The following is a 13471-nucleotide window of genomic DNA, read 5'->3' as shown; positions in this document are numbered from 1 at the left end:
CTCGCAGCAGCATGATCTCCAGGTCACAGCGCGTGGCCTGGAAGACGGGACGGGGGACGGATATGTGGCCGTTTCCGGTGGACGGGGCGCCCTGGCCGGGGGGCGTGCTCGTGGCACTGACCGCGGTCTGTGCCGTGCTGGCCTTCAGGGCGGAACAGGCGCGGGACCGGCCGGTGAGTACCGGGCGACCGGCTGGGCGGATCGGCTGGCCGGTCGTGGCGGGACTGGTGGGTACGGCCGCGTACGGCAGTGTGCCGGCTCTGCTGCTCGCCCTGCACAACACTGCCGGAACGGGGGGCTACATCGTCACCGTGCCGGATCTCCAACCCGACGGGCTGCTCGCGGCGGCGCTGCTGACGGCCGGTCTGCTGGCCACCACGCTGCTCCCCTCGGCGCGCGTGCCCAGGCGGTGGGTACTGCCCGTGCTCGCAGCGGTGACCGGCGAACTGCTGGAATGGACGTACTGGCTCACGCATGCGCTCACGCGTTCCGCTGTTTCCTACGGCCTGACACCCCTGAATGTCCTGGTGGGCTGTGTGAGCATCCCGGTGCTCGCTGCCCTCGCCGGTGCTGCTCTGTGCCGGCCGGCGAACGGCAGGCCCGGGCGCCTGGCCGGAGCCGATGCGCTCAGGTCCGCGCGCTGGGCCCTGCTGCTGCCCGCCGTGGTGGTGATGACCGGCGACCTGCTCGGCCTCGATCTGTGGCGGTCCGCGTCGCCGGGCACCGGGATCGGGCCGGGCGTGACGAGTTACCTGGTCGGGCTGGCGCTGCTGGCGGCCGTCGTGGCCGGGCTGGTGCGGTGGCCGAGGGCGGCGGCGGACCTGGCGGCCCTGGGGCTGGTGGGGATCGGGGCGTACGACGTCGCCCAGAGCGGGTTCGGGCAGCACCTGGTGGAGGTGCGGAAGTTCGGCTCCCCACGCGTGCCGGCGCCGTTCGGCCCCTTCGAGATGGTGGCTCACCATGCGTCGGTCCTCGGCGGAATCCAGGGGGCGGTACTGCTGGCCCTCGGGCTGTGGCTGCTGCCGAGGACCGTGCTGGCGGACGCCGGTCGGCTGCTCGGTCGCGGGCCGGACCCGGCGCTGGCCCGGCGGGTGGCGCAGCTGACCGAGACGCGGGCCGATGCGGTCCGTTCCGCGGCCGCGGAGCTGCGCAGGATCGAGCGGGACCTGCACGACGGCGCACAGGGACGGCTGGTCACCATCGGGATGAACCTCCGGGTCGCGGAGGAGATGATCCACAGCGATCCGCACGAGGCCGCCGCCCTCGTCGCGGAGGCCCGCGTCGCCTCGGCGGCGGCACTGGAGGAACTGCGCGGCCTGATCAGAGGGATGCACCCGCCGATGCTGGCCGACCGAGGGCTGGGGGAGGCGGTCCGGGCGCTCGCACTGGACCTGCCCCTGCCCTGCGAGACCGATATCGATCTGCCCGAACGGCTCGCCGCCCCACTGGAGTCGGCCTGCTACTTCGCCGTCGCCGAGGTGGTCACCAACGCCGTCCGGCATGCCTCGGCGCGCGGCCTCCAGATCCGCATGGCCCGGACGGACGGGCTGCTGCGCATCGAGGTGGTCGACGACGGAGTGGGCGGCGCGGATCCCGCCCGGGGCACCGGGCTGGCCGGGGTGGAGCGACGGCTGGCGGCCTTCGACGGCATCCTGGCGGTCAGCAGCCCGCCCGGCGGGCCGACGATCGTGGTCATGGAGGTGCCGTGCGCGTAGTCGTCGCGGAAGATCTCTTCCTGCTCCGGGAAGGGCTGGTCAGGCTCCTCAAAGCACGTGGGTTCGAGATCGTGGCGGCCACCGACAGCGCGCCGGGCCTGCTCGACGCGCTGCTCGAGTTCCGGCCGGACCTGGCGATCGTGGACATCAGGCTGCCGCCCACCCACACCGACGACGGACTCCGTGCGGCGCTGACCGCCCGGGAACGGATACCCGGGCTGCCGATCCTGCTGCTCTCGCAGTACGTCGAGCAGATCTACGCCCAGGAGTTGCTCGCCGACCAGGCCGGAGGGGTCGGCTACCTGCTCAAGCACCGGGTGTTCAGCGACGACCAGTTCGTCGACGTGATCCGTACGGTCGCCGCGGGCGGCACGGTCATGGACCCCGAAGTGGTCACCAAGCTGCTCGGCCGCCGCAGCCGCGGCGCACGCGAACCCCTCTCCAGGCTTACCGAGCGGGAACGCCAGGTGCTGGAGCTCATGGCCGAGGGACGCTCCAACAGCGCCGTCGCGAACCGCCTCTTCATCAGCGAGAAGGCTGTGTCCAAGCACAGCACCAGCATCTTCGCCAAGCTGGAGCTCGCCCCCTCCGACGACGACAACCGCCGTGTGCTGGCCGTGCTCACCTTTCTCATGTCCGCGCCAGGTGAAGGCCGCATTCCACCGAGCCACTGAACTGATCAAGACGGGAACGCTGCCGGGCTGGACCGACGGCCCGAGCGCCGGACGCAGCTCAGTGCTGTCCAGAAACCCAGGGAGGGTCCGTGACAACCCCGTTCATGAACCAAGACGCAATGACACGCCGTCGCATACTCGGAGCCGCGGTGGCAGTCGGGGTCACCGTGCCGATCGGCGTCGCAGGCCGGGCGAGGGCGGCTTCGACCGCTCCGGGCCCGGTGCAGCTCACTCTGCCCGTGCCGACCGGACCGTACCCGGTGGGCACGGTGCCCCTGCACCTCGTCGACACCTCACGTCCGGATCCCGTGGCAGGCTCCGGGCATCACCGAGAGTTGATGGCTGCTGTCTGGTATCCCGCCCGGGGCGTCAAACGGTATCCACCGGCTCGCTGGACAGCCCCCGCCCTGGCGCGGGCGCTCCTCACATCGTTGGGCTTTCCGGCCGATGTCGCGGTGGCGCCGCTCACGGCCGGTCACGAGGGCGCACCGGTGCTGCGAACGGGCCGACGACTGCCCGTCGTCGTGTTCTCGCACGGCGCGCACGATCACCGTGCGGACACCACCATCGTGGTGCAGGAGCTTGCCAGCCACGGGTATGCGGTGGTCACGGTGGATCACACGTACGACGCGTTCAGCCAGTTCCCCGACGGCCGGCTCACAGTCCCGCTCGACGAACCCGCCTTGGGCGCACGGGACTTCGCCACGGACATCCGGTTCGTGCTCGACCGCGTCGAGGACCTCGCCGCCGGGCGCAACCCCGACGCCGAACACCGGCCGCTGCCGGCCGGCCTTCTCGGCGCCCTCGATCCGCAGCGCATCGGCATGTTCGGCTGGTCGAAAGGCGCGACGGCGACCGCCCTCGTCATGAGCGAGGACCAGCGCGTCCGGGCCGGGTTGAGCTTCGACGGGCCGATGGAGCCGACGGTCATCACCGACCTGGACCGGCCGTTCATGCTGATGACCGCCGCGTACCCCCGGGCCACGCAGCCGAGCGTCGCCGAGTTCTGGTCGCACCTGCGGGGATGGCGGCTCGACGTCCAGGCGGAGGGTGCGGTTCACTCGTCGTACTGCGACGCGCAGTTCTTGATCCCACAGCTGGCGCAGGCCGTCGGGATGAGCGACGAGGAGTTGCGGGACTGGATCGGCACCCTCGATCCGGTCCGGGCGGTTCGGATCCAGCAGGCATACCCGCTCGCCTTCTTCGACCTGCACCTACGCCGCCACCGAGGGCACCTGCTCGACGGCCCGTGCCCGGCCTTCCCCGAGGTGAAGTTCATCCCATGAAGCGACGGGCCGCGTCACTCCCGGCCAGCTCGCCGCCACGACAACCGACATTCCTTGCTGTCACGGAAGCCGACCGCCATGCATCCCGCCGTGGAACGTCTCTTCGAGCTCATCCCCCCCGGCCACCCCACACCCCTCACGCGATTGGGCAGCCGTCGAGCGGCAACTGGGCACGCCTTTGCCGGACGACTACAAGGAGCTGGTCGAAACCTACGGCGGGGGCGTCTTCGACGAGACCGTCTGGCTTCTGGACCCGGAATGCCCCGACGAGAACTACAACCTCGTCGACCAGGCCACGGAGCGCGCGGAGATCCTCGCGGACCTCTGGCAGACCGAAGCCCGACCGGCGGAACTCCAGGACCCCGACGCGCAGGTGCTGCCCTGGGCCTGCATCGAGGGCAGCGGCATGTACCTGTACTGGCTGCGACAGTCGGAGCAGAAGCCGGACGAGTGGACGGTCATCCTCAATGAGGGCCGCGGCCCGGAATGGGAACACCACGCAACCCAGTGCGCCTCCTTCCTGCTCGCTGTCCTGACCGGCGAGGCCGAGACCGAGTATTTTCCCGACCTGCCGACGGACAGCCACGGCTTTGATTCCAACGACGAGATTCTTGCCTGAGGACCAAGCGCGGTGGTGAACCTGCAAACGACGAGTTCGCTGCCGACGCCCGCCCCGGCGTAAGCGCCTCAGAGCCGTGCGTGAGCGGTTGGGCCTCACGGTGTGGACGGCGCCGTCTCCGGGTGCGGGTGCCGGGTCAGGTCCAGGAGGACCTTGGAGGCGATCGTGCGGTCGTGGGCGAGGTCGAAGGCCGTCCGGGCGTCCGACAGCGGGAAGGTGTGCGTCACGACGGCGTCGACGGGCAGGCCGTCGGCCAACAGGCGGATCGCGTCGTCGAATTCGGTGTCGAAGCGGAAGGCGCCGCGCAACTCCAGCTCTCGGGTGACGGTGATGTTCCCGAGCAACGGCACCTCGCCGGGAGGCAGGAGTCCGAGGAGGACGACCGTGCCGCCCCGGCGGGTCCGTTCCACGCAGGTCCGCAGTCCCGTGGGCGCGCCGGAGGCTTCCACCGCGACATCGAAGGGCGGGCCCCCCGCGCCGTCCTCCGCGCCGACCCGGACGGTAGTTGTGGCACCGCAGGCTCGCGCGATCCGCAGAGGCGTTTCCACCAGGTCGCTCACCTCGATCTCGGCGGCACCCGCATGGCGCAGGACCGCGGTGACGAGGCAACCGATCGGCCCTGCGCCGGTCACCAGGACGCGCTTGCCCCGTACGTCACCGGCTCGCCGCACCGCGTGCAGGGCCACGGACAGCGGCTCGGCCAGCACCGCGAGCCGCAGATCGAGGTCCGGCGGCAGCGCTCGGATCTGGGCGGCCGGGACGGTGACGTGCTGGGCGAAGCCGCCCTGGACATGCGGTGTGCGGGCGGCGCTGCCCAGATAGCGGGTGCCGGCGCACACGTTGCGCCGCCCTGTGTCGCACTCGGCGCAGTGGTCGCACGGGGTGGCCGGATGGACCACGACCGGGGTACCGGCGGCCGGACCGGCCGTGCCCGGGCCGAGGACGGCCACGTGGCCCACGATCTCGTGGCCCAGCACCATCGGTTCCCGCACGGTGAAGTCACCGACGCGGCCGTGGCGGTAGTAGTGCAGGTCGGATCCGCAGATGCCGCCGAATGCGACGGTGACGGCCACCTCGCCGGGGGCGGGCGCGGACGGCGTGAACTCCTCCACACGGAGGTCTTGCGCCGCGTGGAGGACGCAGGCGTGCATGGGGGCTCCCTTCCGGGAACAGAGGGCTTCCTTCAGGAAGTGCGGGTGTCCTGGCGGGCTCAGAGGACGGAGAGCATGCCGCCGTCGACGTACAGGATCTGTCCGTTGACGAAGTCGGAGGCCGGGGACGCAAGGAAGACAAGGGCGCCGATGAGGTCCTCGACCCTGCCCCAGCGGCCGGACGGGGTACGTCGGCGCACCCAGGCGCTGAACTCCTCGTCCGCGACCAGGGCCGAGGTCAGTTCCGTGTCGAAGTAGCCAGGGCCGATGCCGTTGACCTGGATACCCAGGGGGCCGAGGTCCGCGCACATGCCCTTGGTGAGCATTTTCAGGCCGCCCTTGGTGGCCGCGTACGGCGCGATGCCGGGCCGGGCCGCCTCGCTCTGCAGCGAGCAGATGTTCACGATCTTGCCGTGGCCGCGTACGGCCATGCGCCGGGCGACCTCCCGGCCGACGAGGAAGGCGCTGGTGAGGTTGGTGTCGAGCAGTCGGTGCCAGTCGTCGTCGGAGAACTCCAGCAGCGGCCTGCGGTGCTGTGCCCCGGTGTTGTTGACGAGGATGGAGAGCGCGCCCGCGGTCTCCTCGGCGCGGGCGACGCCCGCGGTGACCGCCGCCGGATCGGTGACGTCGAAGGCGACGGCGTGGACCCGGTCGCCGTGCCCGGCGGCGAGTTGGGAGCGTGTCTTCTCGAGCGCGTCGGCGTCACGGCCGTTGAGGACGACCGTGCAGCCGGCGTCCAGGAGCCCCGCCGCCAGAGCCTTGCCGATGCCGCGGCTGGAGCCGGTGACCAGGGCGGCCTTGCCCCTGATGTCGAAGGACGGGTGGCTCATGCGGGCACACCCCCGGGAACCGCGGCCGTGCCGGGCAGCGGGGAACGCGCGGGGCGCCCCGCGAGGACGTCGAGGATGTTGTCGACGGCCAGGTCCACCATCGCGGCGCGGGTGGCGTCGGTGGCCGAGCCGATGTGCGGGAGGGCGACCACGTTCGGCTCGCCCACGAGCGGGGAGAGGTCCGCGCCCATCGGTTCCAGCTCGAACACGTCGAGGCCTGCCGAGTGCAGCGTGCCTCGCCGGATCGCTTCGAGGAGGGCCGTCTCGTCGATCACGCCGCCGCGTGAGGTGCTGACGAGGGTGGCGGTCGGCTTCATGGCGGCGAGTTCACGGTGGGAGATCAGGTGCCGCGTCTCGGGGGTGAGCGGTACGTGCAGCGACACGATGTCCGCCTCGGCCAGCAGGGTCTCCAGGCTCACCGACGCCGAGACGGGATCCTCGGCCGCGTACGGGTCGTGGTGGATCACGCGCATGCCGAAGCCCTGGGCCCGGCGCGCCACCGCGCGCCCGATCTGCCCGTAGCCGACGAGGCCGAGGGTGGCTCCGTGGACGTCCAGACCCAGATGGTCGTGCATCCGGAACAGGTCCCAGTCGCCCCGCGCCAGACTCGCGGCGGCGGCGCCGAGGCGGCGGCGGGCCGCGAGGATCAGGGCGAAGGTGAGGTCTGCCGTGGTCTCCGCCAGGACGCGGGGCGTGTGGGTGACGACGATGCCGCGCTCGGTGGCGGCGGCTCGGTCCACGTTGTCGAAGCCCATGCTCGCGAGCGCGATCACCCGCAGGGACGGGCCGGCGGCGGCCATCAGCGCGGCGTCCACCGGGTCGTTGCCCAGGGCGAGGATGCCGGTGCTGCCAGGGGCGAGGGCGGCGAGATCGCCGTGGCCGGGCTTGCCGGTGCCCGCCCAGGACACCACCTCCGCCGCCGCGGCCAGCCGCCGCAACCCGGAACCCGGCAGGTCCGCCCGGGTGCTGAGCAAACGAATCGTCATCGGTTTCTCCAGTGACAGGACCGGTGTCATTTACACGACGTGCGCCGCCAGTGCCGAAAGAATTCCTGTCGGCCGGACGGAAGTTCTGCCCCACGCTAACCACGGTCCGTACCGGTGACCAATAGCGATTCGATGTGACGCTATTGGTCGTTCCTATCGCCTACCGATTCGTCTCTCACCGGCTGTCTTTCACCGATTGTCCTCCGCCGGCTTTTCGTCGACCGGATCGTCGTGAAAGTCCCGTACCAGTTCGAGAAACACGTCGTGCACGGCGAGCGCCGGTTCGGACAGCGGCTGGTTGTCGGAAGTGACCATGGACAGCTTCACCTGGATGACCGGGTCCACGATGCGGCGCGCACTCAAGGAGCGCATGTCGAGGATCGCGCGCGCGGCGGAGCCGGGGAGGACGGTGGCGCCCAGCCGGTCCTCCACGGCGTTGACCAGGGTGAGGGCGGACTCGACCTCACCGACCACGTTCGGTTCCAGCGCGAGCTGGTGGAAAGCGGCGTCCACCACCTGCCGGACCGTGTGGATCCGGCTGGGCAGCAGCAGCGGTACCCGCTCCAGTTCCCGCAGGCGCACCTCGTTCCCGCGCGGATCCCGCGTCCCGCCCCGGGCGCTGATCAGGAACAGGTCCTCGGTGCGCAGATGCTCGAACTGCACGCCACGCAGCGGTCCCGCCCCGTAGATGAACGCCATGTCCATCCGGCCGGTCATGATGGCCTCGCTGATCACCCCGCCGAAGTTCTCGTTGACATGCAGCAGGATCTCGGGGTATCGCTCGCGCACCCTCTTCAGCAGCGGAAGGGCGAGCGCCGCGCCCAGGCTGTAGGGGGCCAGGCCGACCGAGACGCTTCCGGCGGGCGCGCGTCCCGACACCCGGACCGCGGCGTGGGCCAGGTCGACCTGCCGCAGGATCAGCTGGGCGTGGCGGTACAGGGTCCGACCTGCCTCGGTCGGTGCGACGCCGCGTTTGCTGCGGATCACCAGCTGCTGCCCGAACTGTGCCTCCAGGGCGGACAGCTGCTGGCTCAACGCCGGCTGGGCGATGTGCAGGATGTCGGCCGCGCGCGTGATGCTCCCCGCGTCAATGATCTTGATGAACGAGTAGAGACGCCTGGTGTCCACGGGGGAGCCTTCCGTCGAGCCGGGTCACATCGTAGGAAGCCTGCGGGGTCGGAGCCCATACCCGGACGGCCCTGGACGTGAGCCGTGTCATACGAATCCGCGATAACGCCAAACCGAACAGGTATTGGCGGCCGGGTGAGGGCTGGATTAAGTTGGCCGGAACATCACCCGAGGAATTGACCGGAACATCGCCCGAGGAACTGCTCGAAGGTGAGCACCCGACCAGTGGCTCCGCATCTCTTCCGCCGTTTCTCCTCGTAGGTCACACGGCCCTTCCCGGTGAATATCGAATCCACCGAACCGAATGTGTGACCGTACCGTCGATCATTTTCCCCGGAGGACGCCTTGACCCGTATGGTTGATCTCGTCGCCGATCTCGGCGAGGGTTTCGGGGCCTACACGATGGGCGATGACGAAGCCCTTCTGGAACTCCTCACATCCGCCAATATCGCCTGTGGCTTCCACGCCGGCGACCCGCGCATCATGGACGCCACCGTCCGCGCGTGTGTGGCGAACGGCGTGGCCGTCGGTGCCCACCCCGGTTTCCCGGACCTGGTCGGCTTCGGCCGGCGTGCCATGGACCTGACCGCGGAGGAAGTACGCACCGACGTGCTGTACCAGGTCGGCGCCCTCCAGGCGTTCGCCCGCGCCCATGGCACCCGGGTGCGGCACGTCGCACCGCACGGACGACTCGGCAACCTGGTGGCCGTCCGCGCCGACTACGCCACGGCGGTCGTGGACGCCGTGGCCGTCCTGGACGACTCCCTGATCGTGCTCGCCCAGGACGGCGAACTCGCCGACGTCGCCCGGGCCCGCGGCCTGCGGGTCGCCGTCGTCGGCATCGCGGACCGGGCCTACCGGGACGACGGCACTCTGGTGCCCCGCTCCGAAGCCGGTGCGGTGATCCACGACGCGGACGAGATCGCCCGCCGCACCCTGCGCATGGTCACCGAGGGCGTCATCGGCAGCGTCGACGGCAAGGACATACCGGTCGCCTGCGACACGGTGCTGCTGCACGGCGACACCCCCGGCGCCATCGCGCTGGCCGGACGGATCCGGTCCGAACTCCTCGCGGCGGACGTGCGGATCACCAGCCTCGACGACGTGCTGACCGGCAAGGGTGACTGACATGAACGCCAACGTCGTGATCTCGGACTGCGGTGACTCCGCGCTGACCGTCAAGGCGGTCGGCCTGGGCCCGGAGGAGAGCTGGCGGCTGGTCCACGCCCTGGCGGACGTGCTCGACGCCATCCAGCTGCACGGCGTCCAGGACGTCGTACCCACCTACGACACCCTGCTCGTGGAGTTCGACTGCGCCCGCACGGACCACGACACCGTGCGCGGCATCCTCTGGCACGAGGCCGCCCGGTTCGCCTCGGCGGCCCCCCGCACCCGGGCTCCCCGGCGCTTCGTCGTGCCCGTCGTCTACGGCGGCGACCACGGCCCCGACCTGCCCCGGGTCGCCGCACAGCTCGGCCTGACCGAGAGCGAGGTCATCGACCTGCACACCGGCTCCGACCTCACCGTCCGTTGTCTCGGCGCTCCCGCCGGCGCGCCGATGACGGACGGCCCGCCCTTCCCCGCACCCGTGCCGCGCCTGGCGTCACCCCGCGTCCGGGTCGAGCCCGGCAGCGTCGCCGTCGCCGGCCGCCAGGCCGTGATCTGCCCCATGCCCTCGCCCGGGGGCTGGCCGCTCCTCGGCCGCACCCCGGTCGGCATCCTCGACCTGCACGGCGATCCGCTCACCGCCTACCTCCCCGGCGACACCTTCCGCTTCGTCCCCATCACCCCCGACGAGTGGGACGACCATGCCGGCACCCCCCTGGCGGCCTGCCATGGCTGAGACCCTCACCGTCCGCACCCCCGGCCTCACCACCGTGCAGGACCTCGGCCGCGTCGGACGCTCCCGCTACGGACTGCCCGCCAACGGGGCCTGCGACCAGCACTCGGCGCGCGTCGCCAACGTGCTGTGCGGCAACGACGAACGGGCCCCGCTGCTGGAGCTCACCGCGCTGGACTTCGCGGGCACCCCCTCCGGCGACATCCTCGTCGCGGTGACCGGAGCACCCGCCGACGTCACCGTGGGCGGGGTACCGGCACCGCAGTGGCAGCCCGTTCCGGTACGGGCGGGCGAGACGATCCGGGTGAGCAACATCCGCGAGGGGCTGCGCGTCTACCTCGCCGTCCTCGGTTCCTTCGACGCCGACCATCTCCAGGGCAGTTGCGCCCCGGACACCGTCCTCGGCTTCGGGACCACGCTGAAAGCCGGAACCGAACTGGTCCTTCACACGACCTGCCCGCCCCTCGTCCACCCGTTCTCCGGCATCCCTCTGTTCCGGCTGCACCCACCCGTCCCGCTGATCCGCGCACCGTGGACGATCGACGTCACCGACGGCCCCGACCAGGCCGACTTCGGCGACACCGCGGCCCGCCTGTACACGGCGCCGTTCACCGTCACCCCGCGCAGCAACCACATCGGCCTGCGTCTGGAGGGGCGCGTACCCCGCCGTGTCACCCACGGCGAGATCCTCTCCCGCGGCGTACCCGTCGGAGCCGTCGAGGTGCCGGCCGGGGACGAACTCCTCGTGCTGCACCGCGGGCGCGGCGTCACGGCCGGCTATCCCGTCCTCGCCGTCGTCACCGCCACCGGCCTCAACGCGCTCGGGCAGGTGAGACCCGGGCAGACCGTCCGCTTCCGCCACCGCACCCTCGACCAGGCGGTCACCGCCCACCGGGCGCAGCGCAACGCCGTCGAGGCCCTCAAAGAGCGCGTCCGCACCGCGTTCGACACCCTGCGTATCCCCGTCCCTGTCCCTCTCGGCGGCTGATCACCGTCCCCGTCCCCATCCCCGGCGGCTGAGAGCCGCTCCCGTCCCCGCCGGCAGCTGATGCCGTCCCGGTCAGCCGCCCCTCGACCACCCGCACCTGGCCGAAGCACCTCCCTCATCCCCGCTTGCTCCGAGACAGGAGAAGTCCATGAGCACCGTGGCCGCTCAGCCGGTACCCAGCACCGTCGATCCCAGAACCGCCCGCAGGATCACGCTCGCCGGATGCGTCGGCATCTTCGCCGAGCTCTACGACAACGGCATCTTCGGCTTCATGGCCGGCACGCTCGCCACCGTCTTCTTCCCCGGCTCCCACGACGCCGTCCAGCTCGTGTTCCTCGGCTACGCCGTCTCCTTCTTCTTCCGCCCTCTCGGCGGCGTCATCTGCGGCCACCTCGGCGACCGCATCGGCCGTCAGCGCATGCTCGTCTTCGTCATCCTGCTGATCAGCGCCGCCACCGCCGCCATCGGCGCGCTGCCGTCCTACGCGGCCATCGGCGTCGCCGCTCCGGCACTGCTGATCCTGCTGCGCATCGCCCAGGGCTTCTCCGTCGGCGGCGAGGCGTCCGGCGCGATGAGCTTCCTCGCCGAGCACGCCCCGGAGGGCAGGCGCGGCCAGTACACCAGCTACGCGCAGATCGCGTCGTTCCTCTCCCTGCTCACCGGCACCCTGATCGCCGCGGCCATGACCAGCGGACTCGGCGCCGACCGCATGGAGGCGTGGGGCTGGCGCATCCCGTTCCTGCTCGCCGTGCCGCTCGGCCTCACCGGCATCTACATCCGCAGGCGGATCAGCGACACGCCCAACTTCACACGCCTGCGTGAGGAGAACGGCCTGTCCCGGAACCCCCTGAAGGAGGCGTTCTCCTCCGCGGAACACCGCCGGGCCATGCTGCTCGCCCTGTTCATCCCGCTGATGAACGGCTCCGGCTACTACGTCCTGTTCACCTACATGCCCACCTTCATGAGCACCGAGCTGAACTTCAGCAAGATCCAGGGCCTTCTGGTGACCGCCTCCAGCCTGGTGGCGATCTGTCTGGCCATCCCGTACATGGGCCGCCTGTCGGACCGGATCGGCCGCAAGAAGGTCATAGCCGGCTCCGCGATCACCATGGCCGTCGTCGGAATCCCCTGTTACCTGCTCATCGGTACCGGCAACCTGGCCCTGGCCGTGCTCGGCGCATGTGTCATGGCCGTCGTCTTCGCGGGCCACACCGGCGTGATCCACATCCTCCTCGTCGAACTCTTCCCCACCCGGCTGCGGTACTCCGCCTACGGCCTGGGCTACAACCTCTCCTCGGCCCTCTTCGGCGGCACCGCCCCGCTCCTCATGACGTGGCTCATCGCCCGCACCGGCAACGTCAACATGCCGGCCTTCTACGCGGTCCTCACCGCCCTCGGCACCCTCGCCGCGGTCTCGGTGGTCAGGGACCGGGCGCACCTCCCGCTGCGCGACGCCTGACCCACATCCGCGCCCCCCACCCCCACCTCCACCCGCAAGGAGCATCAGCATGCCCATCTCCGACTACCGGACCGCCCTCGTCACAGGTGCGTCCACCGGAATCGGAGCCGTCGTGGTCGAGCGCCTCGCCAAGCGGGGCCTCGAAGTCCACGCCGTGGCCCGTAACACCGAACGCCTCCAGGCACTCGCGGACGCCACCGGGGCCGTCCCGCATGCCGTCGACATCACCGACACCGAGGCCCTGACCAAGGCCCTTGAAGGACTGGAGATCGACGTCCTGGTCAACAACGCGGGCGTCTCCCGTACCGGCAACATCCTCAGCGCCGACGAGTTCGCCGTCGACGAGCAGATCGCGGTGAACATCCGGGCCGTGCTGCACCTCGTCCGGCTGCTGATGCCCGGCATGGTCGAGCGGGACCTCGGGCACATCGTCAACATCAGCTCCATCGCCGGGGTCTACAACTTCGGCGGCAACACCGTCTACCACGCCACCAAGGCCGCCGTGCACACCCTCTCCCGTCAGCTGCGCGTCGACGGCTACGGCCGCCGCGTCCGGGTCACCGAGATCTGCCCGGGCCGTGTGGAGACCGAGATCTTCGGCCGCCTGCTCGGTGACATGGAGGCGGCCCAGCGCCAGTTCTACGACGGTTACGAGTCCCTCAAGCCCGAGGACATCGCCGACTCCATCGAGTTCGCCGTCGACTCGCCGCGGCACGTGAACATCGGCCACATCGAGATCCTGCCCACCTTCCAGGTCCCCGGCGGCCTGAACTTCGAGCGCCGGGAGGGCTGAGC

13 protein-coding genes are annotated in these 13471 nt (G+C 70.8%); 9 read left to right on the top strand and 4 right to left on the bottom strand.

The genetic code is table 11. The features are described from left to right. The first annotated feature begins 110 nt into the window (after positions 1-110). The 4 genes from ACFWPS_RS37900 to ACFWPS_RS37885 all read left to right on the top strand — a co-directional run bounded on the left by ACFWPS_RS37900 (position 111) and on the right by ACFWPS_RS37885 (position 4294). The gene (locus tag ACFWPS_RS37900; RefSeq protein ID WP_383714055.1) at positions 111-1715 is read left to right on the top strand and encodes a sensor histidine kinase; all 1605 of its coding nucleotides are present in this window, start codon (positions 111-113) and stop codon (positions 1713-1715) included. Beyond that, positions 1706-2389: a LuxR C-terminal-related transcriptional regulator gene (locus ACFWPS_RS37895; protein WP_383714052.1), complete on the top strand. Its 684-nt coding sequence runs from the start codon at positions 1706-1708 to the stop codon at positions 2387-2389. The genes ACFWPS_RS37900 and ACFWPS_RS37895 overlap by 10 nt, the downstream gene beginning before the upstream one ends. A 338-nt stretch (positions 2390-2727) precedes the next feature. Further along, entirely contained in the window at positions 2728-3675 is a 948-nt protein-coding gene (locus ACFWPS_RS37890; RefSeq protein ID WP_383714049.1) for an alpha/beta hydrolase family protein, read from the top strand. A gap of 178 nt (positions 3676-3853) precedes the next feature. Further along, positions 3854-4294, top strand: coding sequence for an SMI1/KNR4 family protein (locus ACFWPS_RS37885; RefSeq protein ID WP_383714046.1), 441 nt, complete (start codon positions 3854-3856; stop codon positions 4292-4294). Between the two features lie 95 nt (positions 4295-4389). Here ACFWPS_RS37885 and ACFWPS_RS37880 read toward each other — a convergent pair whose 3' ends face one another. The 4 genes from ACFWPS_RS37880 to nac form a co-directional block, all read right to left on the bottom strand. Then, a complete protein-coding gene (locus ACFWPS_RS37880; protein WP_383714043.1) occupies positions 4390-5445 on the bottom strand; it encodes an L-idonate 5-dehydrogenase in 1056 nt (351 codons plus the stop codon). A gap of 59 nt (positions 5446-5504) precedes the next feature. Continuing rightward, positions 5505-6275, bottom strand: coding sequence for a glucose 1-dehydrogenase (locus ACFWPS_RS37875; protein WP_383714042.1), 771 nt, complete (start codon positions 6273-6275; stop codon positions 5505-5507). After that, a complete protein-coding gene (locus tag ACFWPS_RS37870) occupies positions 6272-7261 on the bottom strand; it encodes a 2-hydroxyacid dehydrogenase (RefSeq protein WP_383714039.1) in 990 nt (329 codons plus the stop codon). The genes ACFWPS_RS37875 and ACFWPS_RS37870 overlap by 4 nt, the downstream gene beginning before the upstream one ends. A 189-nt stretch (positions 7262-7450) precedes the next feature. Next, positions 7451-8389: a nitrogen assimilation transcriptional regulator NAC gene (gene nac / locus ACFWPS_RS37865; protein ID WP_383714037.1), complete on the bottom strand. Its 939-nt coding sequence runs from the start codon at positions 8387-8389 to the stop codon at positions 7451-7453. Positions 8390-8743: 354 nt separating this feature from the next. Here nac and ACFWPS_RS37860 point away from each other — a divergent pair, with 354 nt between their 5' ends. From ACFWPS_RS37860 to ACFWPS_RS37840, 5 genes are all read left to right on the top strand, one after another. Then, positions 8744-9517 (top strand): LamB/YcsF family protein, encoded by a 774-nt coding sequence (locus ACFWPS_RS37860; protein WP_383714117.1) that lies wholly within the window; start codon positions 8744-8746, stop codon positions 9515-9517. 1 nt (position 9518) lies between these two features. After that, positions 9519-10232: an allophanate hydrolase subunit 1 gene (locus ACFWPS_RS37855; RefSeq protein WP_383714034.1), complete on the top strand. Its 714-nt coding sequence runs from the start codon at positions 9519-9521 to the stop codon at positions 10230-10232. Beyond that, a complete protein-coding gene (locus tag ACFWPS_RS37850) occupies positions 10225-11217 on the top strand; it encodes a biotin-dependent carboxyltransferase family protein (RefSeq protein WP_383714032.1) in 993 nt (330 codons plus the stop codon). The genes ACFWPS_RS37855 and ACFWPS_RS37850 overlap by 8 nt, the downstream gene beginning before the upstream one ends. 148 nt (positions 11218-11365) lie before the next feature. After that, positions 11366-12676 (top strand): MFS transporter, encoded by a 1311-nt coding sequence (locus tag ACFWPS_RS37845; protein WP_383714029.1) that lies wholly within the window; start codon positions 11366-11368, stop codon positions 12674-12676. Positions 12677-12725: 49 nt separating this feature from the next. After that, entirely contained in the window at positions 12726-13469 is a 744-nt protein-coding gene (locus tag ACFWPS_RS37840) for an SDR family oxidoreductase (RefSeq protein ID WP_383714027.1), read from the top strand. Positions 13470-13471: the final 2 nt, after the last annotated feature.

This window comes from Streptomyces sp. NPDC058457 (assembly GCF_042720695.1).
GTDB lineage: Bacteria > Actinomycetota > Actinomycetes > Streptomycetales > Streptomycetaceae > Streptomyces.
Note: the sequence above shows the minus strand (reverse complement) of the source record. Positions and strands in the feature narration are given on the sequence as shown.

Bases quoted from the DNA above. Each gene is read 5' to 3' on its own strand.
- ACFWPS_RS37890 (WP_383714049.1), top strand. From the start codon at position 2,728: ATGGCTGCTGTCTGGTATCCCGCCCGGGGCGTCAAACGGTATCCACCG.
- ACFWPS_RS37880 (WP_383714043.1), bottom strand. From the start codon at position 5,445: ATGCACGCCTGCGTCCTCCACGCGGCGCAAGACCTCCGTGTGGAGGAG.
- ACFWPS_RS37875 (WP_383714042.1), bottom strand. From the start codon at position 6,275: ATGAGCCACCCGTCCTTCGACATCAGGGGCAAGGCCGCCCTGGTCACC.
- ACFWPS_RS37870 (WP_383714039.1), bottom strand. From the start codon at position 7,261: ATGACGATTCGTTTGCTCAGCACCCGGGCGGACCTGCCGGGTTCCGGG.
- ACFWPS_RS37860 (WP_383714117.1), top strand. From the start codon at position 8,744: ATGGTTGATCTCGTCGCCGATCTCGGCGAGGGTTTCGGGGCCTACACG.
- ACFWPS_RS37855 (WP_383714034.1), top strand. From the start codon at position 9,519: ATGAACGCCAACGTCGTGATCTCGGACTGCGGTGACTCCGCGCTGACC.
- ACFWPS_RS37850 (WP_383714032.1), top strand. From the start codon at position 10,225: ATGGCTGAGACCCTCACCGTCCGCACCCCCGGCCTCACCACCGTGCAG.
- ACFWPS_RS37845 (WP_383714029.1), top strand. From the start codon at position 11,366: ATGAGCACCGTGGCCGCTCAGCCGGTACCCAGCACCGTCGATCCCAGA.
- ACFWPS_RS37840 (WP_383714027.1), top strand. From the start codon at position 12,726: ATGCCCATCTCCGACTACCGGACCGCCCTCGTCACAGGTGCGTCCACC.